The organism is Aeromonas sp. R4-2, from assembly GCF_040908295.1.
Classification (GTDB): Bacteria; Pseudomonadota; Gammaproteobacteria; order Enterobacterales; family Aeromonadaceae; genus Aeromonas; species Aeromonas veronii.
In genome coordinates, this window is record NZ_JBFODL010000014.1 from 101,342 (window position 1) to 122,085 (window position 20,744).

The window sequence follows — 20,744 nt, forward strand, 5'->3', positions numbered from 1 at the left end:
GATGACACTGGTGCAAACCAGCCCGATGCGGGAATAGCTCAGTTGGTAGAGCACGACCTTGCCAAGGTCGGGGTCGCGAGTTCGAGTCTCGTTTCCCGCTCCAATCATCAGCCAGCCTCAAGACAACCAAATTGTTGCGGGAATAGCTCAGTTGGTAGAGCACGACCTTGCCAAGGTCGGGGTCGCGAGTTCGAGTCTCGTTTCCCGCTCCAAAAAATTTGTAAGTGATATTCCGATGCGGGAATAGCTCAGTTGGTAGAGCACGACCTTGCCAAGGTCGGGGTCGCGAGTTCGAGTCTCGTTTCCCGCTCCAATCACTTGCAGATGACATTCTGTTGCGGGAATAGCTCAGTTGGTAGAGCACGACCTTGCCAAGGTCGGGGTCGCGAGTTCGAGTCTCGTTTCCCGCTCCAAACATTTGTAAGTGACATTCCGTTGCGGGAATAGCTCAGTTGGTAGAGCACGACCTTGCCAAGGTCGGGGTCGCGAGTTCGAGTCTCGTTTCCCGCTCCAATCACTTGTAAATGACATTCTGTTGCGGGAATAGCTCAGTTGGTAGAGCACGACCTTGCCAAGGTCGGGGTCGCGAGTTCGAGTCTCGTTTCCCGCTCCAATCTCTCTTCGACGTTTTCATAATCCCTTTGAATTGCCCTTCACATCGCGCTGCGATGCTTTGTCGTATATGGCGTTTACTCAGCGTGTCTCCGCCGCCTTCTGCAAACAGGAAGATGGTACGGGTTCATTGTGCGGGTTGTACGAGGGAAAGGTGGTTGGCAGGAAGAATTGCGGGCAAAAAAGAGGAGGGGCCTTGGCTCCTCCTGCATGATTCACTGGCGCGGGCTTAGACCAGAGTAACGTTCTCAGCCTGAGGGCCTTTTTTGCCCTGGGTCACAGTGAACTGGACTTTTTGACCTTCAGCCAGGGTTTTGAAACCGGTGCTCTGGATGGAGGAGAAGTGAACGAATACGTCCGGACCCTGGGATTGTTCAATAAAGCCAAAACCCTTGGTTTCGTTGAACCATTTTACCTGGCCGGTGCGAATGTCAGACATGTGCTAAATCCTATCAATAACAAAATGAAACTAAGCCCGTGCTGGGCTGCATTTGCCTTGCAAGCAGGGGTTGGCTCATGACTGACCACGTCTCTTTGTCCCAGTAGCACGTAGAACAATCCCTGTCTAAAGCACAAACGATTCTACGTTAGCGCCGATCCTTGTCAATTTGACCCCTTTCGTTTTTTGAACAAGCTAAAAATATTGTGAAGTCAGTAGCTTATTTGAAGATATTTGACTGAAAAAAACGGGAGGCCAGCGCCTCCCGTTTTTGTTATTCCTTGAGGGCGAACCCTTCGCCCTGCCGGTCGTAGCGGTAAACCGCCTGACCGTAGGAGCGGATCTCCACCCGCTGGATGCGGCGGGTGTCGTCCACCAGGATGAAGATAGAGCGGCCCGATTGCAGGCGGGTCAGGGGGCGATCCGGCCCCTCGATGGCGATCAGGCGGCTCAGCTCGGCACCCGGCAACTCGAATTTGCGCCAGATGGAGTAGAGGGTCTCACCCGCCTGCACATCGTGTTGCAGCCAGGTACCGTTGACCTTCTCTTCGACCGGCTTGGCTGCCGCGGGGGCACTACCTGCCGCGCCATTACCGACAGTTAGAGCTTGAGCAGGCACGGCCAGCGGCACTTCCAGCGAGCCGGAAGGGGCGGCTTTGGGGGCGGATGGTGCCGGCTCCCAGGCCAGCACCAGCAACCAGAGCGGGATCAGGATCAGCAGACCTATGGTGTTTTTGCGGGGCAGCGGGCTGGACAGCTTGAATTTGCCTGCTTTGGCATCCTGGCGGCGTTGACCGAGGTTGCTCATCCCTTGGCCAAAACGTTGGCGCAGGGACAGGGTCGCGGCATTGATGCGATGGAGCAGGGATCCTTGTGATTCGTCTTGGCGACGCTGCTGGGCTCGTCTGTTATGGCCTCGTGGGCGACGGTCCGGGGTGGGCACGGCATTTACCTCTCACTACATTGCCTGCCATCAGGCAAATTCGCCGCCTATGGTAAACGGACTCGCCCCCGAGGGGGAGAGTCCTGAGGCGGAAAATTATCAGCTGAGACGAAATTGACCCAATAATTGCTGCAATTTGTCGGCCGCCTGACGCAATGCCTGACTGGCTGTGGCCGTTTCGGTCGCATCCTGAGCAATGTCGTTGGCCAGTGCGTTGGTTTTTGACAGGTTGCCGGAGACGGTTTCTGAGACCGAGCTCTGCTCTTCGGCGGCGGAGGCAATCTGATAGGTCATGTCGTTGATGGTGGAGATGGCCTGGTAGATGCTGCCGAGCGCCTCTTCCGCCAGATCCGCCTCGCCCACCGCCTGATGGGTCAGCTGCTGGCTCTGGGTGATGGCGTTGACTGCATTGGTGGAGCTGAGGCGGATCTTCTCGATCAACTCCTGGGTGTTCTGCACCGCCTGCTGGGTATTGCCCGCCAGTTTACGCACCTCATCAGCCACCACCGCAAAGCCGCGGCCTTGTTCGCCAGCCCGGGCAGCCTCGATGGCGGCGTTGAGGGCCAGCAGGTTGGTCTGATCGGCAATCCCCTGAATGACGGTGAGGATGCTGGTGATCTGGGCGCTGTCGTGGGCCAGCCCTTCCACCACTTCGGCCCCTTTACCGGCTTCTGCCGCGACCTTGTGCATCGACTGGATCACCTGCTGGAAGCGCTCCTTGCCCTGATCGGCAGCGCTTTGCGCCTGTTTAGCCGAGTCGGCGGTATTGTTGGCGTGGGTGGCGACCTCCTGACTGACGTAGGACATCTCCTGTACCGCGGTCAGCATCTGCTCCATCTCGGCCTGATGATGCTGCAGATTGTTGTCGGTCTGACCGGCAATGCGATCGGTGTCACCGGCGTAGCGGTTCACCTCGCTGGCAGTCTTGAGCACATCCCCGAGCAACCCTTGCAGCTTGTCGATAAAGCGGTTGATCCCCTTGGCGAGATCCCCCAGCTCATCCACCGAGCGGGTTGCGAGACGTTTGGTGAGATCCCCTTCACCATCGGCGATGTCATCCACCAGGCTGACCATCTGACGGATGGGGCCGGTGATGCTGCGGGCAATCACCAGCATGGTGGCCAGCGCCAGCACCAGTATGATAACGGCGCCCACCAATTGCTGGGTCACTGCGGCCCGGTTCATCTCATTGAGCTGGCTCTCCAGCTGATCGGCCCCCGCCAGTACCACCTTGTAGGGCAGGGTGACGATGATGGCCCAGTTGCGGCTCATGCCCGGCACCATGATGGGGACCGAGATACGAAACGAGTTGTTCAGCTCCTGACGCTGCAGTTCCGGCTTCAGATACTGCTGCCACTGGCTGCCCAGCACCTTCTCGGCGCTGCTGCCAAGCAGGCTGGCATCGCCGCTGGTGCCGGTGATGACGCCGGCGGCGCTGACGATCAGGGTTTCCCCCTTGCCGTCATAGATGTTGCTGTTGAGGGACTGGGCCTGACGGCTGATGGAGTCCACCGCCAGATCGAGCGCGGCGATCCCCCGGAACTGGCCATCCACCATGATGGGGGTGGTGATGGTGCTCACCAGCACTTGCTGGCCGTTGATATCCACCTTGAAGGGATCGATGAGGCAGGAGCGCCCCTCCCGTTTCGGGCAGGCGTAGTAGTCGTTGGCCGGGTTGCCGAAGCTATCGGTCTCGTTCTTCTCGATGGAGAGCAGCAGGTCGGTGCCGACCTTGTCCTTGTCGCGATAGAAGTAGGGGACAAAACGCCCCTTGCTGTCGCTACCGAGGGCGGTCTGGCCAGCAAAGCTGGCATCCTGACTGTCGAAGCCGTTGGGTTCGAAACCGGCGAAGGCGCCGTAGAGCTGGGGCTCAAGGGCGAGCTGGGCCTTGAGCAGGTCGGTGGCCTGCTGACGATCGAGCGGCAGCTTGCCCTGCTGTTGCTGGGCGAAGACGCTGGCCATCTGCTGGGTGTAGGAGAGCCCCTTTTGCAACAGCTGGGTGATGGTGGCTGCTTCGGCGCGGGCGTTGGCACTGACCTTCTGCCATGCCTCCTGCTGCAGGGCGGCGCGGCTGGAGCTGATGGTCAGCTTCTGGGTCTGTTGACCGGAGTACTGGTTGAGCAGGATCAGGATGACCAGGGCTGTCGTCATGGCGATCCCGGCCATGACCAGTATTCGGGTCTGGATTGAACGGAACTGCATCGTCTCTTCCTTGTTCTTGTTGCGTGGGGCGTTGAGAGTTGTCTGGATATCGGCAGGAGGAGGCAGCTCTCCAGCGCTATGCATAGCAAATCGGAAATGGGGATTTTGTTCTGCGATCCCCTTCAAAGATCAGGGGGGGCAGGGGGGCGTTGCGCAAATTAAACCCGCTACTTTGCCCTTTGCGGCGTCATGGTTTTCCCATCCGTGATTGTCGGTGCTAAAATGCGACGGTTTTTTCTAACGAATTGGCCCAAGGCCCTCTACACAAGGCTTAAAGATGAAAGTCAAAACCCGTTTTGCTCCCAGCCCGACCGGCTTTTTGCATGTCGGCGGTGCCCGTACCGCACTCTATTCCTGGTTGTTTGCAAAGAACCAGGGCGGTGAGTTCGTGCTGCGTATTGAGGATACCGATCTGGAACGTTCCACTCAGGAGGCAATCGACGCCATCATTGAGGGCATGGAATGGCTGGAGCTGAACTGGGATGAGGGCCCCTACTACCAGACCAAGCGCTTCGATCGCTACAACGGTCTGATCGACGAGATGCTGGCCGATGGCCGCGCCTACAAGTGCTACTGCTCCAAAGAGCGTCTGGAAGCGCTGCGTGAAGGCCAGATGGCCAACGGCGAGAAGCCCCGTTATGACGGCAAGTGCCGCGACCACGCCCACGATCACCCTGCCGATGCGCCGCACGTGATCCGCTTCCGCAACCCGATCGAAGGTTCCGTGGTGTTCGATGACCACGTCCGTGGCCGCATCGAGTTCGCCAACACCGAGCTGGACGATCTGATCATCCGCCGTACCGACGGCGCGCCGACCTACAACTTCTGCGTAGTGGTCGATGACTGGGATATGGAGATCACCCACGTAGTGCGTGGTGAAGATCACATCAACAACACCCCGCGCCAGATCAACATCTACAAGGCGCTGAACGCGCCGGTGCCGGAGTTTGCCCACGTATCCATGATCCTGGGTGACGACGGCGCCAAGCTCTCCAAGCGCCACGGTGCAGTCTCCGTGATGCAGTACCGCGACGATGGCTACCTGCCGGAAGCGCTGCTGAACTACCTGGTGCGTCTGGGCTGGTCCCACGGCGATCAGGAGATCTTCAGCCTGGACGAGATGATCAAGCTGTTCAGCCTGGATGCCATCTCCAAGTCCGCCTCTGCCTTCAACACCGACAAGCTGCTGTGGCTGAACAACCACTACATGCGCAGCCTGGATCCGGCTTATGTTGCCAAGCATCTGGCATGGCACATGGAAAACCAGAAGATCGACACCAGCAATGGCCCGGCGCTGGCCGAGGTAGTCACCCTGCTGGCCGAGCGCTGCAACACCCTGGTCGAGATGGCCGCCCAGAGCCGCTACCTGTTCGAAGAGTACGAGGCCATCGACGAAGCCGCTGCCAAGAAGCACCTGCGCGGCGTGGCTGCCGAGCCGCTGGCTCTGGCCAAAACCAAGCTGGCTGCACTGGATAGCTGGACTACCGAAGCGCTGCACGAGCTGATTGAAGCGACCGCTGCCGAGCTGGGTCAGGGCATGGGCAAGGTTGGTATGCCGCTGCGTGTGGCCGTCACCGGTCTGGGTCAGTCCCCTGCCATCGACGCCGTAATGGCGCTGGTGGGTAAGGAGCGTGTTCTGGCGCGTATCGACCGCGCACTGGCTTACATCGAAGCCCGCATGGCTGCCGAGTAAGCTCTGCCGATGTGGCAGGCGAGGGGATAACCCCGCTTTGCCACATGCTGAATAGAAAAAATCCGAAACCACTGGTTTCGGATTTTTTTATGGCCAGCGCACAGGCCGAGAATAGTTTCGGATAAAAAAATGCCAGTCAGCTGACTGGCATTTTTATTGGGACAGAGTGCCGCTTAGTGACTGTCGACCCAGACGAACTTGAGCACGAACAGCAGGGCGACCACCAGCACGCAGGGGTTGATTTCGCGCCAGCGGCCGGTGCCCGCCTTCATCACGCAGTAGGAGATGAAGCCCACGGCGATCCCCTCGGTGATGGAGAAGCTGAACGGCATCATCACCGCGGTCATGAAGGCCGGTACCGCTTCGGTCAGATCTTCCCACTTCACCCGGGTCAGCTCGGAGCACATCAGCACACCCACATAGATAAGGGCGCCAGCGGCGGCGTAGGCCGGCACCATGGCGGCAACCGGAGAGAAGAAGATCGCCAGCAGGAACAGCAGGCCAACCACGATGGCGGTCAGACCGGTACGGCCGCCGACGGCGACGCCGGAGCTGCTCTCGATAAAGGCGGTAACCGAGGAGGTGCCCATAAAGGCGCCGCCGACCGAGCTGACGCTATCCACCATCAGCGCCTGTTTCATGCGCGGGAAGTGGCCCTTGTCATCGGCCAGCTTGGCGCGGTTGGTGACGCCGATCAGGGTGCCGGAGGAGTCGAACAGGTTGACCAGCATAAAGGAGAAGATGATCCCGGCGAGGCTGATATCGAGCGATCCCATCAGATCCAGCTGGCCGAACACCGGTTCGATGCTGGGGGGCATGGAGACAAAGCCCTTGAAGGTGACATCGCCAAACAGCCAGCCCAGACCCGTGGTGACCACGATGGCGATCAGCACGGCGGAGTGGACGCCGCGGGCGGAGAAGATGCAGATCAGGAAGAAACCGAGCAGCCCCAGCAGGCAGGGCAGGGAGGTGAGGTTGCCCACGGTCACCATAGTCGCTGGGCTGGCCACCACGATCCCGGCGTTGTGCAGGCCGAGCAGGGCGATCAGCAGACCGATACCGGCGGTGATGCCGACCCGCAGGGTGAGCGGAATGTTGCCAATCAGCCAGTAGCGCACCCGCAGCAGGGTGAGGATCAACAGACCCATGGCACCCCAGAAGATGGTGCCCATGCCCACTTGCCAGGAGTAACCCATACCCGCGACCACCACGAAGGCGAAGAAGGCGTTGAGGCCCATGGCGGGAGCCAGCGCGATCGGCAGGTTGGCCAACAGGCCCATCAGGATGCTGCCGATACCGGCGATGAGGCAGGTGGTGACGAACACGGCCTGGGTGTCCATGCCCGCCGCAGAGAGGATCTGCGGGTTGACGAACACGATATAGACCATGGTCAGGAAGGTGGTGATACCGGCGATCACTTCGGTACGGGCGGTAGTGCCATGGCCTTGCAGGGCAAACAGGCGCTCAAGCAATCCTTGCCCGGCGGCCTGATTGGCAGCTTGGTGTTGTTGATTCATGTTGGATTCCAATAGGTGACGTGAAATAAGCAGCAGGGGAACGGGCTATCCCATCCATGCGGGGTAAATTGCCCTGTTTCTGGCGGTTAAGTAACCAGAGTCGTCCTGATACCGTGACAGCGCGCACATTTTTACACAGGCGGCGCCGTTTACAAACCCCGGATCTGCGAAGCAGATCAATGAATAGAGTAAAAATTCAAACGTTTGCTTTTTGAGCATGAAAAAAGGTTCTCAGCAGAGAACCTTTTATCGAAAATTGGGGGCTTACAGGGTCTTGAAGTAGCGCTCGACCAGCTGGGCCAGTACAGAATCGAGCCGGTCTTGTACCTCACCCAGCTCGCGGCCGAAGCGGCGCAGAAAGAGGCTGGCCTGCTCTTCGGTCAGCTTGCGCCCCTCGATAAAGAACTCCTGCTCCGGCAGTTGCTTGTCGTAGCGGGGGATCAGCACCCAGCTCACCAGCTCGGGCTCCACGGCGGCAAAAATCTTGGCGGCAGCAGCACAGAAGGTCTCTATGTGCTCCTTGCCATCCGGCCCGAGGCAACCCGGTTCAACCCGGATCTGGATGGTGAGTTTTTTCTCTATGGGGGTCGTCATCGTGCTACATCCATGCAAAGGCATCCGTCTAGGATTGTAAGTCAAAAGGCAAGAGAAAGGGGAGCCGAAGCTCCCCTCAACACGCAGTCAGCCTTATTTGGCGATGCGCTTGTACTTGGCGCGATGGGGCTGGATTGCCTCGGCGCCGTAGGTCTTCTTCTTCCACTCTTCGTATTCGGTAAAGTTACCTTCGAAGAACTCGATCTTGCCCTCATCCTGATAGTCCAAGATGTGAGTGGCGATACGGTCGAGGAACCAGCGGTCGTGGGAGATGACCATGGCACAACCCGGGAACTCCAGCAGGGCGTTCTCGAGGGCGCGCAGGGTTTCGATATCCAGATCGTTGGTCGGTTCATCCAGCAGCAGTACGTTGCCGCCGGTCTGCAACAGCTTGGCCAGGTGCAGACGACCGCGCTCACCACCGGAGAGTTCGCCAACCCGCTTCTGCTGGTCGGAACCCTTGAAGTTGAAGCGGCCGATATAGGCGCGGCTCGGGAACTCGTAGTTGCCGATGCGCAGGATATCCTGACCGTCTGCGACCTCTTCGAAGACCGTCTTCTTGTCATCCATGCTGTCGCGGAACTGATCGACAGAGGCCAGCACCACGGTTTCACCCAGGGTGATGGCGCCGGAATCCGGCTGCTCCTGACCCGACATCATGCGGAACAGGGTCGACTTACCGGCACCGTTCGGGCCGATGATGCCGACGATGGCACCCTTCGGAATGGCAAACGACAGATCGTCGATCAGCACCCGATCACCGTAGGATTTGCGCAGGTTGGCCACTTCCACCACCTTGTCGCCGAGGCGCGGTCCGGGCGGAATGAACAGCTCGTTGGTCTCGTTGCGCTTCTGGTAGTCGTTGGTGTTGAGCTCTTCGAAGCGAGCCATACGGGCCTTGGACTTGGCCTGACGCCCTTTCGGGTTTTGACGAACCCACTCCAGCTCTTTCTCGATGGACTTGCGACGGGCCGCTTCGGAACTTGCTTCCTGCGCCAGACGTGCGTCCTTCTGCTCCAGCCAGGAGGAGTAGTTGCCTTCCCATGGGATACCCTCGCCGCGGTCCAGTTCCAGGATCCAGCCTGCCACGTTGTCGAGGAAGTAACGGTCGTGGGTGATGGCCACAACAGTGCCTTCGTAGTCGTGCAGGAAGCGCTCCAGCCAGGCCACGGATTCTGCATCCAGGTGGTTGGTTGGTTCGTCCAGCAGCAGCATGTCCGGCTTTTCCAGCAGCAGACGGCAGAGCGCCACACGGCGGCGCTCACCACCGGAGAGGTGCTTGATCTTGGCATCCCAGGCCGGCAGGCGCAGGGCATCGGCCGCGCGCTCCAGCTGGTTTTCCATGTTGTGACCGCCTTGGGCCTGGATGATTGCCTCCAGCTCGCCCTGTTCGCGGGCCAGCTTGTCAAAGTCGGCATCCGGGTCGGCGTAGGCCGCATAGACCTCGTCCAGGCGGGCCATGGCGCGCTTCACCTCGCCAACGGCCTCTTCGACGGCTTCGCGTACGGTCTGCTCCGGCTCCAGCTTCGGCTCCTGCGGCAGGTAGCCGATCTTGATGCCGGGCTGCGGACGGGCTTCCCCTTCGATCTCGGTATCGATGCCCGCCATGATGCGCAGTAGGGTCGATTTACCGGCGCCGTTCAGACCCAGCACGCCGATCTTGGCGCCCGGGAAGAAGCTCAAGGAGATGTTCTTGAGAATATGACGCTTGGGCGGCACTACCTTGCCGACCCGGTTCATGGTGTAAATAAATTGAGCCATTGGCTAATTCTCTTCCTTTTCAGCAGGTTAATGTCTTGGCATTAACAGACTGATGTCGTGGTGGGGCCAGGTCGACACAGGTCAACCGGGTTCCAAAAAACCCGTCGATTGTAAACCAACGGACGAGGGGGGGCAAAGGTGGCACCCGGCTATGTCCCCCCTTTGCCGCAGCGGTCACGCCTTGCTGCATCAGCCGTGCAATTTGGGCATGATGTGGGCTGCCGTTTTGTCCCGGAGCCGTCATGAACCCATATCCTCAAGCCCCCTCGCTGGCCGCCTTTCTCTGCACAATGGGATTGGACGCCGCGCTGAGCGAAGCCATCAGCCTGCGCTTGCCACGGCAGACGCTGCGCGCCGGTCAGGCATTGTTGGCGCAGGGGTCAGAGCAGGAAGCTGCCTTCTATATCGAAGCGGGCATCGCTCGCGCCTGCCACTACACCCGGGACGGACAGGAGCGCTGCAAGGAGTTCTACTTCGAAGGGGAGCTCTGCCTGCTCTATGACAGCTGGCTCACGGGGGCGCCCGCCCGCTACCAGCTGGAGGCGCTGACGGAGTTGCAAGTTGTGCGGGTTCCGATCGCCCTGCTGGAAGAGCCCGTTTGGCAGCCGGTTTGCATGGCCCTGCTGCGACAGCAGCTCGGTTACAAGGAGCGCAAGGAGGCGTTTTTGCTGCTCCACTCTCCCGAGGAGCGTTATCGGGAGCTCTGCCACACCTTCCCTCACTGGCCTGCGCGGCTCACTCAGGTGCAGCTCGCCAACTATATCGGTATCAGCCCGGTCACCCTGTCACGGATCCGCAGGCGCATTAACACGGGTTAATGCCGCTCTCCGACCATCCCCTCATGCTGCGCCATCCAAATGACGGATGAGGTGTGGATGATGTCGCTGTTTCTGTGGTCGCAGCTGGTAGTGAGCCTGGCCTTGTTGCTCGATCTGTTGTCGTTTCAGTTGCGGGATCGCCGTAGGATCCTGGCCTGTCTGGCCCTCTCCTGCGCGCTCAATGCCGGTCACTTTACCCTGCTCGGGCAGTGGTCGGCCGCCAGCCTGTTGCTGCTGGCCAGTATGCGCTTTGTTGTGAGTATCTGGCTGGTTCGCCGCATCTTGATGTGGTTTTTCATGGGGTTGGCCTGTGCAGCGGCGCTGGCGACCTATCAGGGCCTGCTCTCATGGATCGGGCTGCTGGCGAGCTTTCTGCAAACCCGTGCCGCGTTTTGCCCGGATGATCGCCTGTTGAGGCGCTGGATGCTGCTCGGTACCCTCTGCTGGCTGGGTAACAACTTGCTGGTGGGCTCACCGGTCGCCGTGCTGATGGAGGGGCTGTTTCTGATCAGCAATCTGGTGGGTTACTACCGCCACTATGGCTTCGATTATTGGGGGCGTGGCCGCCACAGTGAGCGTAGAAAGATAAGTGTGCCGCCTTCCGATCGGGCGACCTTCTGATTTTCCGCTCAGGGCTGCTTGTGGCCAGCGAAGTAAAGCACCCGTTTCACATACTCCTGCGTCTCGTCATAGGGTGGGATCCCGCCATAGCGTTCCACCGCTTTTTCCCCGGCATTGTAGGCTGCCGAGATCAGTACCCAGTCGCCATCGAAGCGGCGATCCAGCCATTTGAGATAACTGACGCCACCCTTGATGTTCTGGGCCGGATCGAATGGCCGGGTTACCCCGAACCGTTGCTGGGTTTCGGGGATGAGCTGCATCAGCCCTTGGGCATTCTTGGGGGAAACGGCACGGCTGTTGAGATTGGATTCGGCGATGGCAATCGCCAGTACCAGCCGGGCATCCACCTTATGGTGTTTGGCTGCGTGGCGCAGCATGGTGACCAGTTTTTGCTTGGCAGGAGGCTGGCGGGCAACCCAGGTGTCGACATTGAAGGGGGTGGAAGGGAGCCCGGCCAGATAGCCACCCTGACTGCCACGGATCCCGATGCCGCAATGATCACCCATGGGGGCATTGCCGATGCGAGCGTTGTAGTAGCGGGCAGCCTGTCGGTTACCAAGGCGCATTGCCATGGCGAGGTAGCTGTTGGCCAGCTTGGCGCTGCGCACCGAGGCTGGGCCGGTGGCGAGCAGACGGCCGATCCGGAAATATCCTTCGGGATTGCCGGTGCTGGCGGCGACACAGTAAAGGGCGATGGCTTTTTGCAGATGACCGTTTTGCTGGGCAACTTGACCCTGCTTGATCGCCGTCAGCGCCTTGGGGGCCTGTCTGAAATCCCTGCCTTGTGCCATCGTCCGTGGCGTACCTGCCAGTAACAACGACAAAAAAAGCAGCAAAAACAGTCCGTTTTCGCTGATGTGCCTCATGGGTTATCTCCTGTTTGAGTACAGAAGATATAGAGGAACATGGCTGCTATCGCCACGAACCCAGTGGATCCTGTGGTTATAGCCGGTTGATTTCAGAGAGCAAAACGGTATGGAACTAACGGCATCTCGACAGTTTCACACCATTTTTCATCCGGTTAGAAGTCGTGGTGATACTCCTGCTCATCCAGCACCGTGGGAGGAAGCGTGCGATAGAAGCTGCCAATTTCGCTGACAACCCAGAGCGAAAGCAGGGCCAGCAGGCTGAGCAGGGGAAGCAGAGAGTGGCTCTGGGTCAGGGCATAGGCCGCAATGGCGGCACCGGTCAAAAGCAGGGTTCGGATCATGAGGTGGCTCCTTGTCGTCATGGGGGTGTTGCGTGGCCACGGACAGAGCGCCTGGGGTCGGGAGTTGTTCCCGGGTGGCACGAAGCGCGCTGAGTATATTGCGTCATGCCGCTGCCGATCCGTGGTGTCATCCCACTTTCCATAGTCATGGGTTTCGTATCGAGTTGGGCCCCGCCAGATGCGGGGCCAGTAATGGTTTGACGGTTAGAAGAAACCGCCGTTGTTATCGTCACTGTCGGCCCAGCCGCCACTCAGGTTATCGTCATCGAAAAAACTGCTGCCAGCATCGGGAGGTGAATCCCAGCCGTCCCAGCGGACCGGTTCCGCATCGACCGGATTGGCGATGGGGGCAGGCTCTATGATGTCGATGATCTCCTCAGGCCGGTTGTTGTGAAACAGTCCGCCGATCATATCGGCCAACATGACGCCACCGGCCACACCGGCGGCGGTTTGCAGGGCGCCGCCCAAAAAGGAGCTGGCACGGGATGCTGGCTGGGCAGGAGCGGTTGCCGGTGGCGGCGTAAAGCGCGGGGGCGGGCTGCTTTCGCTACCAAACAAGCCGGAGAGAAAACTGCCGCCGCTCGAACTGCTTTGGCTTGTCTCCAGCTCCTTGACTCGCTCGTTGAGGCGGGTAAGGGCAGCCTGCTGGATCAGCAGCGCCTGGGCCATGTAGTAGGGGGCATCGGGCTGCTCTGCCAGATGCTGGCGGATCAGCTGATCCGCTTGTGGGTCTCGCTTGCTATCCCTGGCTTGCGCTTGCTTGAGGCGGTCGAACAGTCCATCGATCAGACCCTGTTCCTGTGATTGCATCTCAAATCCTCGCTATGGTGCGCAGACAGTGCGTTCAGCCATCCTAAAACCCGCGGGGCATCAGTGGTATCTGATTAACTCATCAATGACCGAGGAGCTACCCGCGCTCGTCAGCGGTCGGGTTGGTAGTAGTCGAGATACCAGCGGACGAACGCGGCGACCCCCTCCTTGATGGTGGTGGCGGGGCGCAGGCCGGTGAGGGTATGGAGGGGCTCGCTATCGGCCCAGGTGGCGTGCATGTCACCTGCCTGCATCGGCAGCATTCGCTTGATGGCGGGTTTGCCGATGGCCTCTTCCAGCGCCTCGATAAAATCGAGCAGCCGCACCGGCTGGCCGTTGCCGATATTGAGGATGCGGTAGGGAGCGGCACTCTCGGCTGCGCTCTGCTCGCTGGCGTGCCAATCGGAATTGGGGCAGGGCGGCTGATCGGCCACGGCTAGGATCCCCGCGACTATATCGTCTATGTAGGTGAAGTCGCGGCTGAGATCGCCGTTGTTATAGACGTCGATAGGCTCTCCCGCGAGGATGGCGCGGGTGAACTTGATGATGGCCATGTCGGGCCGACCCCAGGGGCCGTAGACGGTAAAGAAGCGCAGCCCTGTGGTGGGCAGGCCATAGAGCGCCGAATAGGCGTGGGCCATCAGCTCGCCACTCTTCTTGGTGGCTGCGTAGAGGGAGACCGGGTGATCCACCTGCTGCTCGGTGGAGTAGGGCATCTGATCCCCCATGCCATAGACCGAGCTGGAGGAGGCGTAGATGAGGTGCTGGATCCCTTGGTGACGGCACCCCTCCAGCACCGTCAGCATGCCGGTGAGGTTGCTGTCGGCATAGGCGAACGGATTGTCGATGGAGTAACGCACCCCCGCCTGCGCCCCCAGATGGATCACCCGCTCGAAGCGATGGCGGGCAAAGAGAGCCGCCATCGCTTCACGATCCGCCAGATCCAGCCGCTCGAAGTGAAAATAGGGGAAACTGGCCAGTTGGGCCAGCCGCGCCTCTTTCAGACTCACCTCGTAGTAGCCGTTGAGGTTGTCGATCCCCACCACCCTATGACCTGCGGCGCACAGCTGGCTGGCCACATGAAAACCGATAAAACCGGCGACGCCGGTAACCAGATAGATCATGGTTGGGTCTCCGGGTTGCAGCTGGTGTTGGCAGGCTGCTTTTTGGCGGGAAGATGTGGCCGCCCGATGGCGTGATAGTCAAACCCGAGTTCGCTGAGCTGGCGTGGCTCATAGAGGTTGCGGCCATCGATGATGACAGGCTGGTTGAGCAGCGCTTTCAGCTGCTGGAAATCGGGGGCGCGAAACGCCTGCCACTCGGTGCAGATCAGCAGGGCATCGGCCCCTTCCAGTGCCGCTTCCTGAGTCGGGCAGAGCAGCAGATCCGGCCGCTGGCCGTAGATCTGGCGGGCACGCCCCATTGCCTTGGGATCAAAAGCCTGCACTCGGCCACCGGCAGCCCAGATGGCGGCCAGCAGCGGGCGGCTCGGCGCATCGCGCATATCGTCGGTGCCGGGTTTGAACGCCAGTCCCCACAAGGCAAAGGTGTGGCCACGCAGATCCGGGCCGAAGCGGGTCAGCAGGGTTTGCGCCATCTTCTGTTGCTGGCGCTGGTTGACCTGCTCGACCGCCGCTAAAAGCGGGGCGTCGCAGCCGACACTCGCCGCGGTATGGCACAACGACTTGATATCCTTGGGGAAGCAGGAGCCGCCGTAGCCGCAGCCCGGGTAGATAAAGTGGTAACCGATGCGGGGATCGGCCCCCATCCCCTGGCGCACCGCCTCGATATCGGCCCCCAGTTGCTCGGCGAGGGCCGCCATCTCGTTCATAAAGGAGATCTTGGTGGCCAGCATGGCGTTGGCGGCGTACTTGGTGAGCTCGGCGCTGCGCAGATCCATCACCACGATCCGGTCGTGATTGCGGTTGAAGGGGGCGTAGAGGGCGCGCAACTGCTCAAGCGCCCGCTCGCTGTCACAGCCGATGATGATGCGATCCGGCCGCATGCAGTCGTTGACCGCCGCTCCCTCCTTGAGAAACTCGGGATTGGCGGCCACCTCGCAGGCGAGGTCTAGCCCACGCTCGGCCAACTGCTGCTCAATATGTTCCCTTACTTGTTGCGCCGTGCCGACCGGTACTGTGCTCTTGGTCACCACCAGCTTGGGGCGGCTCATCAGTCGGCCTATGGTGTCGGCCACCGCCAGCACATGTTGCAGATCGGCCGAGCCATCCTCGTCAGCCGGGGTGCCCACGGCGATCAGCAGCAGGTCGGCGTGTGCCACGCCAATGGCGGGATCGACCGTGAAGCTCAGGCGGCCGCTGGCCAGATGACTCTCGACCAGCGTGGCCAGCCCCGGCTCATAGAAGGGGATCTGCCCCAGCCTGAGGGCGGCGATCCGCTCATCATCCACATCCACGCAGCAGACCTGATGGCCCACCTCGGCCAGAACGGCGGCCTGCACCAGCCCGACATAGCCTGTGCCAAAAATGGTGACCTTCATGAAAAGTGCCTCGTGCTGTGGATGGAGTGATGGCGCTGTGAAACCGCGGCATGCTGCATCTTGGTGCAGCGAGTGTCAATGCCAGATGACAGGCACCAGAATGGGGCGTTCAGCCTGACTGTTGTGATCCTTTTCACAAAAAATAGACTGGACCCCATAACGAAGCCCTGTGGACAGGGCTCGCAGCCCGCCCGCAACGGCAGGCGACAGACACTCTCTCTTTACTTCGCTTGGATACAGGTTATGGACAACACCTCGATTCGCACTGCTCATCCTATTTATGAGGATGTGCTGGCCCTGCTGACGGCGGCCGGCTTTGTTTCCCTCGGCATCTTTCTGTTTCATCAGGTTGGCCTGCTCACTGGCGGTACTGCCGGGCTGGCGCTGCTGCTGCAAAAGGTGACCGGCATCAGCTTCGGCCTGCTGTTTTTCGGCATCAACCTGCCCTTCTATGCGTTGGCATGGTTGCGGATGGGGCCACGTTTTACCTTCAACACCTTTGTCTCGGTGGCGGCGGTTTCCTACATGACCGATCACCTCAACGGGGTGTTGCAGATCGGCAAGATAGAGCCCCTCTATGCGGCGCTGATCGGCGGCACCCTGATCGGCATGGGGCTGCTCATCATGTTCCGTCACAAGTCGAGTCTGGGGGGCTTCAATATTCTGGCGATCTTTATTCAGGATCGCTTTGGCATCCGGGCGGGCAAGCTGCAGATGGGGCTCGATTGCGCCATTGTTGTCGCCTCGTTTTTCGTGGTGCAGCCCTGGATCCTGGCGCTATCCATCGTGGCGGCGGTTATCTGTAATCTGGTGTTGACACTCAACCACAAGCCGGGCCGCTACCAGATTGCCTGACAAGCGGCAGCCCTGGCTCGATAAGACAAGCGTGACCCGATAGCACGAGGCGGCCTGATGGCCGCCTCGTCTGTTTCTACCCTGGCGTTTGTTCGCTGCGCCTAGCTCGCCTGCTCCAGCCTGCTGTCGCCGCTCATGGCGTTGCCACTGATGGCGCTGCCGCTGATGGGGTGACTACCGACGGCGAGCGGGGTGTGACAGGCCACCTGATGATGGGATTCATCACACGCCTCAAGCCATGGCGCCTTGCTTTTGCACAGATCGGTCGCATGGGGACAGCGCTGGTGGAAGTGGCAGCCGCTTGGCGGCGAGATGGGGGAGGGCACATCGCCGGTCAGCAGAATGCGCTGGCTGCGCCTGCGCGGGTCCGGCACCGGAATGGCGGAGATCAGTGCCTGGGTATAGGGGTGACGTGGCGCCAGATAGAGCGACTGGGCATCCGCCAGTTCGACGATCCGTCCCAGATACATCACCGCGATCCGATCCGAGATGTGTTTGACCACCGACAGATCGTGGGCGATGAAGATGATGGAGAGGTTCATCTCCCGCTGCAGGCTGAGCAGCAGGTTGACAATCTGCGACTGCACCGAGACATCGAGGGCCGAGACTGCCTCGTCACACACCAGCAGCTTGGGCTTGAGGGCGATGGCGCGGGCGATGCCGATCCGCTGGCGCTGACCGCCGGAAAACTCGTGGGGGTAGCGATCCACCGCGCTGCCCGGCAGGCCCACTTTTGCCAGCAACTCCTGCACCCAGCCGCGCCGCTGCTCAGTGTTGCCTTTACCGTGGATGATAAAGGGCTCCTCCAGGATCTGGCCCACGGTGTGGCGGCTGTTGAGGGATTCTGCAGGATCCTGAAACACCATCTGCATCTCCTGACGCAGGGAGCGCATCTCCTTCGGGCTGAGGGCGGTGATGTCGCGCCCCTCGAAGGTGATGGTGCCTGCGGTCGGCTCGAACAGTTTGAGCAGGCTGCGTCCGAGGGTGGACTTGCCGCAGCCCGACTCACCCACCAGCCCCAGCGTCTCCCCCTGTTTCAGGTCGAAGCTGATGCCATCCACCGCGTGAACCGTATATTGCTTGCGCAGGAACCCGCCTCCCAGCCGGAAATGCTGTTTTAGATCCCTGACCGATAACAGAGTGCTCATACGGTCAACTCCTTCCAGTAGTGACAGGCGACATGGTGGCGCGGATTGAGTTGCTCCACCGCCGGAATGGCGCTGATGCAGAGATCGGTCGCGTGGGGGCAACGGTTAGAGAAACGGCAGCCAGCGGGCATTTCGTGCAGGGCCGGTACCTGTCCCTTGATGGTCTTGAGCAGGCTCTTGGGCTCATCCTCGAGGCGCGGGATTGAGCTCATCAAGCCGTGGGTATAGGGATGACGGGGATGGTCAAACAGTTCGAACACATCGGCCTGCTCTACCGCCCGCCCGGCATACATCACCACCACCTCGTCGCACAGCTCTGCAACCACCCCCAGATCGTGGGTGATAAAGATGATGGCCATCCCGGTCTGGGCCTGCAGCTCTTTCATCAGTTCGAGTATCTGGGCCTGAATGGTGACATCCAGCGCCGTGGTCGGCTCATCGCAGATAAGCAAGGAAGGCTCGCAGGAGAGCGCCATGGCGATCATCACCCGCTGGCGCATACCGCCGGAGAGGTTGTGGGGATAGACCGCAAAGCGCTGGGCCGGTTCCGGGATCCCCACCTTCTGCAGCATGGCAATGGCCGCGGCTTTGCGCTGGGCCTTGTCATACTCGGGGCGATGGAGGCGAAACACCTCCATCAGCTGCTCACCGACCGTCTGCACCGGGTTGAGGGCCGTCATCGGCTCCTGAAAGATCATCGAGATGCGGTTGCCGCGCACCTTGTACATCTGATCCGGCGCAAGCGACAGCAGCTCCTCCCCCTGAAAGCGGATGGAGCCTGCTACCACCTGACCGTGGGGGTTGGGCAAGAGCCCCATGATGGCGAGTGAAGTGACACTCTTGCCACAGCCGGACTCGCCGACGATCCCCAGCGTCTGACCCGGGGCCACCTTGAAGCTGACCCCGTCGAGCACCTTGATCTTGCCGTCATCGACGGCGAACTCCACCTCGAGATCGCGTACTTCGAGGATTGGGGCCTGGTGCTGGCCGTTATCAACGGCGAACTCCCCCCCGTTATCCGGTACGTCAAGAATGGGGGCCTGAGTGTTGGGCATAACGGCTGCTCCCTTCGCAATGGCCTGAATATCAATGACGTGCATAGGTCTTGTCGAGCAGGTTGATGGGCGCCAGCGCCTCCCCTGCCTCCTTGGCGTTGCGGGTCTCTTCCTTCACCTTGGGATCGAGCCAGAGCAGACCGCCACTACTGTGAGGATAACCGTCCATCGGCCAGTAGAGCAGATCCGGCGTGTTCTTGGTGGCAGGCACCTCCGGCAGCATCACATAACGCCAGCTGCTGGCCCGCACATAGTTGAGCTGCACCCCGGGCACGAAGATGGCGAGGTCATAGATGCGCTGCTGGATCTGCTGGGAGAGCTTGGCCCGTTTGGCCATGTCGAATTCGACGTTGTAGGCATCGATCAGCGCGTCCAGCTCCTTGTCAGCCACGTTGAACAGGTTGTTGGTCTGCGGTTTGTTGGCGTTGGCGGAGTGGAAAAACTCCCAATATTGCGGATAGAGACCGCCGCCGCCCCAACCGAGCCAGGCCGCTTCGTGTTTCTTCTCCAGCATCACCTTGAAGCCGGTGGCGCCATCCACTAGGTTAAGCTCCAGATCGAGACCCGCCTTCTTGGCCTCCTCTTTCAGCACGGTCAGGCGCTTGGAGTGCTCCTGACTGGTGTAGGTGAGTGCCAGCGTCAGCCGCTCCCCCTTCTCATTTTGCAGGATGCCGTCCGGCCCCGGCTTGTTGTAGCCGCCCTTGGCAAAGTACTCCCGCGCCTTGCCAATGTCATAAGCCCGCTCCGGCAGCGTGATGTCAGTGAACTCGCCAAAGCCCGAGTCGAAGGTGGTGGCTCTGTCATAGTCGCCGCGCAGCACGGTCTCGATCATCTTGTCGATGTTGAAGGCGTGCTGGATGCCGAGGCGTACGTTTACGTCCGCCAGCTTGGGGTTGGCCACATTGAGGTGAACCCCCTGACCGCCCTGTTTGGTATCGGTCATGGCCATTACCTTCTGCACGTAGCCTTTTTTGTACTCCGGGGTGACCGCTTTTTCATGCCACCAGTTGGGCAGGATCATCTCGAAGGTATCGATCTCCCCTTTCAGGAAGTGGCGGAAGGCGATGTTATGGTCGCGGATCACCTGCACCTTGATGGTGTCGATGTTGAATCTGTGCTGGTTGTAGCGATCATCCTTTGCCCACCAATCCTTCTGCTTGCTGAAGGTAACCGACTTGCCCTTCTTGACGTCGCTGATCACGTAGGGACCTGTGGTGGGCACCACGGCCCAGTTGTATTGCTTCACCCAGTTGGGGGTCAGCTTGTAGTAGTGCTTGGGCTGGGGCCACAGCTCGGTAGTGTTGAGCAGGTCCATCTTGGCCTTGCGGTTGCCCGCTTTGACCATAATGGTGTGATCATCGATCTTCTCTACCGCGACCACTTCAGTGGTGTAGTAGTTGTTGAACCAGGGCCCCTTGATGTGTTTGGAGCGCATCATCTCGTAGCCGAAGGTGTAGTCGTCAGCATTGACCGGCTTGCCATCCGACCATTTGGCTCGCGGATCCAGCTTGAAGTAGACGGTCTGGCTGTCTGGCGCGATGGCCCAGTGGGTCGCGAGCGAGGGGATGGGGTTGCCGGTATTGGGGTGGAAGCTGATGAGCCGCAACTGGTTATCGAGAATAAAGGAGCGGAACGATCCGTTGGAGTCAGGCCCCACGGTGCGAAACGTCAGCGGAAAGCTCTCCACAAACATATTGAGGCTGCCGCCCGGTAGTGCCTTGGGGGAGGCGAACACCGGATCCGTGTCGTTGGTCTCCCATTTGAGATCCGCGGGCAGGCTGGCCGCCCAGACCCAGGATCCGTTTACCAGCACAAAGAGAGCACCTATCCATTTGATTTTATTTTTCATGTTTGACTTCCAGGTCTGGCCCCTGCACTGGGGGTCTTGATTGATAACGGGATTATCCCTTGCTCCCGGGACCGCCGATGGCGGCGGCCCGTCCTTCATTAATCACTGTTCGTTACC

18 protein-coding genes and 6 tRNA genes are annotated in these 20,744 nt (G+C 60.1%); 10 read left to right on the top strand and 14 right to left on the bottom strand.

Translation table 11 applies throughout. From position 1 onward, the window contains the following. The first annotated feature begins 27 nt into the window (after positions 1–27). From AB5Y99_RS10945 to AB5Y99_RS10970, 6 genes are all read left to right on the top strand, one after another. A tRNA-Gly gene (locus AB5Y99_RS10945) sits at positions 28–103 on the top strand. Positions 104–136: 33 nt separating this feature from the next. Beyond that, positions 137–212 (top strand) — tRNA-Gly (locus AB5Y99_RS10950). 25 nt (positions 213–237) lie between these two features. Then, positions 238–313: transfer RNA gene (locus AB5Y99_RS10955), tRNA-Gly, on the top strand. Between the two features lie 24 nt (positions 314–337). Beyond that, positions 338–413, top strand: a tRNA-Gly gene (locus tag AB5Y99_RS10960). Between the two features lie 24 nt (positions 414–437). Then, positions 438–513: transfer RNA gene (locus tag AB5Y99_RS10965), tRNA-Gly, on the top strand. Between the two features lie 24 nt (positions 514–537). Next, positions 538–613 (top strand) — tRNA-Gly (locus AB5Y99_RS10970). Positions 614–841: 228 nt separating this feature from the next. Here the strand turns inward: AB5Y99_RS10970 and AB5Y99_RS10975 are convergent. From AB5Y99_RS10975 to AB5Y99_RS10985, 3 genes are all read right to left on the bottom strand, one after another. Next, positions 842–1,051, bottom strand: a complete 210-nt coding sequence (locus tag AB5Y99_RS10975) for a cold-shock protein (RefSeq protein ID WP_005338972.1) — start codon at positions 1,049–1,051, stop codon at positions 842–844. Positions 1,052–1,325: 274 nt separating this feature from the next. Further along, positions 1,326–1,994, bottom strand: a complete 669-nt coding sequence (locus tag AB5Y99_RS10980; RefSeq protein WP_103250429.1) for a LysM-like peptidoglycan-binding domain-containing protein — start codon at positions 1,992–1,994, stop codon at positions 1,326–1,328. A 99-nt stretch (positions 1,995–2,093) separates the two neighbouring features. Further along, positions 2,094–4,196 carry a methyl-accepting chemotaxis protein gene (locus AB5Y99_RS10985; protein WP_368209700.1) on the bottom strand — a complete coding sequence of 701 codons (2,103 nt, stop codon included), beginning with the start codon at positions 4,194–4,196 and terminating at the stop codon, positions 2,094–2,096. Positions 4,197–4,473: 277 nt separating this feature from the next. Between AB5Y99_RS10985 and gltX the strand changes: the two genes are divergently transcribed. Further along, positions 4,474–5,889, top strand: a complete 1,416-nt coding sequence (gene gltX / locus AB5Y99_RS10990) for a glutamate--tRNA ligase (protein WP_368209701.1) — start codon at positions 4,474–4,476, stop codon at positions 5,887–5,889. A 173-nt stretch (positions 5,890–6,062) separates the two neighbouring features. Here the strand turns inward: gltX and AB5Y99_RS10995 are convergent, their stop codons facing one another. From AB5Y99_RS10995 to ettA, 3 genes are all read right to left on the bottom strand, one after another. Beyond that, positions 6,063–7,406, bottom strand: coding sequence for an NCS2 family permease (locus AB5Y99_RS10995; RefSeq protein ID WP_005343409.1), 1,344 nt, complete (start codon positions 7,404–7,406; stop codon positions 6,063–6,065). A 264-nt stretch (positions 7,407–7,670) separates the two neighbouring features. Then, the gene (locus AB5Y99_RS11000; protein WP_005343410.1) at positions 7,671–8,000 is read right to left on the bottom strand and encodes a hypothetical protein; all 330 of its coding nucleotides are present in this window, start codon (positions 7,998–8,000) and stop codon (positions 7,671–7,673) included. Between the two features lie 93 nt (positions 8,001–8,093). Beyond that, complete coding sequence (ettA, locus tag AB5Y99_RS11005) at positions 8,094–9,761, bottom strand: energy-dependent translational throttle protein EttA (RefSeq protein ID WP_005338959.1); 1,668 nt, start codon at positions 9,759–9,761, stop codon at positions 8,094–8,096. A gap of 242 nt (positions 9,762–10,003) precedes the next feature. On the opposite strand from ettA, the gene AB5Y99_RS11010 reads away from it, so the two are divergent. Both AB5Y99_RS11010 and AB5Y99_RS11015 read left to right on the top strand, forming a co-directional pair. Beyond that, entirely contained in the window at positions 10,004–10,579 is a 576-nt protein-coding gene (locus AB5Y99_RS11010) for a Crp/Fnr family transcriptional regulator (RefSeq protein ID WP_323890673.1), read from the top strand. A 57-nt stretch (positions 10,580–10,636) separates the two neighbouring features. Beyond that, the gene (locus AB5Y99_RS11015) at positions 10,637–11,200 is read left to right on the top strand and encodes a YgjV family protein (protein ID WP_168769907.1); all 564 of its coding nucleotides are present in this window, start codon (positions 10,637–10,639) and stop codon (positions 11,198–11,200) included. Positions 11,201–11,208: 8 nt separating this feature from the next. Here the strand turns inward: AB5Y99_RS11015 and AB5Y99_RS11020 are convergent, their stop codons facing one another. From AB5Y99_RS11020 to AB5Y99_RS11040, 5 genes are all read right to left on the bottom strand, one after another. Continuing rightward, the gene (locus AB5Y99_RS11020; protein ID WP_323890676.1) at positions 11,209–12,066 is read right to left on the bottom strand and encodes a lytic transglycosylase domain-containing protein; all 858 of its coding nucleotides are present in this window, start codon (positions 12,064–12,066) and stop codon (positions 11,209–11,211) included. Between the two features lie 155 nt (positions 12,067–12,221). Beyond that, positions 12,222–12,410 (bottom strand): hypothetical protein, encoded by a 189-nt coding sequence (locus tag AB5Y99_RS11025; protein ID WP_076492814.1) that lies wholly within the window; start codon positions 12,408–12,410, stop codon positions 12,222–12,224. A gap of 204 nt (positions 12,411–12,614) precedes the next feature. After that, a complete protein-coding gene (locus AB5Y99_RS11030; protein ID WP_368209702.1) occupies positions 12,615–13,220 on the bottom strand; it encodes a DUF2076 domain-containing protein in 606 nt (201 codons plus the stop codon). A 110-nt stretch (positions 13,221–13,330) separates the two neighbouring features. Then, on the bottom strand, positions 13,331–14,344 hold the full coding sequence (locus AB5Y99_RS11035; RefSeq protein WP_368209704.1) for an NAD-dependent epimerase: 1,014 nt from the start codon (positions 14,342–14,344) through the stop codon (positions 13,331–13,333). After that, positions 14,341–15,720 carry a UDP-glucose/GDP-mannose dehydrogenase family protein gene (locus AB5Y99_RS11040; protein ID WP_368209705.1) on the bottom strand — a complete coding sequence of 460 codons (1,380 nt, stop codon included), beginning with the start codon at positions 15,718–15,720 and terminating at the stop codon, positions 14,341–14,343. Before AB5Y99_RS11040 ends, AB5Y99_RS11035 begins: the two co-directional genes overlap by 4 nt. Before the next feature lie 243 nt (positions 15,721–15,963). On the opposite strand from AB5Y99_RS11040, the gene AB5Y99_RS11045 reads away from it, so the two are divergent. Beyond that, positions 15,964–16,575 (top strand): YitT family protein, encoded by a 612-nt coding sequence (locus tag AB5Y99_RS11045; RefSeq protein WP_139405664.1) that lies wholly within the window; start codon positions 15,964–15,966, stop codon positions 16,573–16,575. 101 nt (positions 16,576–16,676) lie between these two features. On the opposite strand, the gene AB5Y99_RS11050 is transcribed toward AB5Y99_RS11045, so the two are convergent. From AB5Y99_RS11050 to AB5Y99_RS11060, 3 genes are read right to left on the bottom strand one after another with little or no spacing between them, the layout of a single operon-like run. Continuing rightward, positions 16,677–17,723 (bottom strand): ABC transporter ATP-binding protein, encoded by a 1,047-nt coding sequence (locus AB5Y99_RS11050; protein WP_368209707.1) that lies wholly within the window; start codon positions 17,721–17,723, stop codon positions 16,677–16,679. After that, positions 17,720–18,778 carry an ABC transporter ATP-binding protein gene (locus tag AB5Y99_RS11055; RefSeq protein WP_368209708.1) on the bottom strand — a complete coding sequence of 353 codons (1,059 nt, stop codon included), beginning with the start codon at positions 18,776–18,778 and terminating at the stop codon, positions 17,720–17,722. Before AB5Y99_RS11055 ends, AB5Y99_RS11050 begins: the two co-directional genes overlap by 4 nt. Before the next feature lie 31 nt (positions 18,779–18,809). Further along, complete coding sequence (locus AB5Y99_RS11060) at positions 18,810–20,627, bottom strand: extracellular solute-binding protein (RefSeq protein ID WP_042054924.1); 1,818 nt, start codon at positions 20,625–20,627, stop codon at positions 18,810–18,812. Positions 20,628–20,744 lie beyond the last annotated feature (117 nt).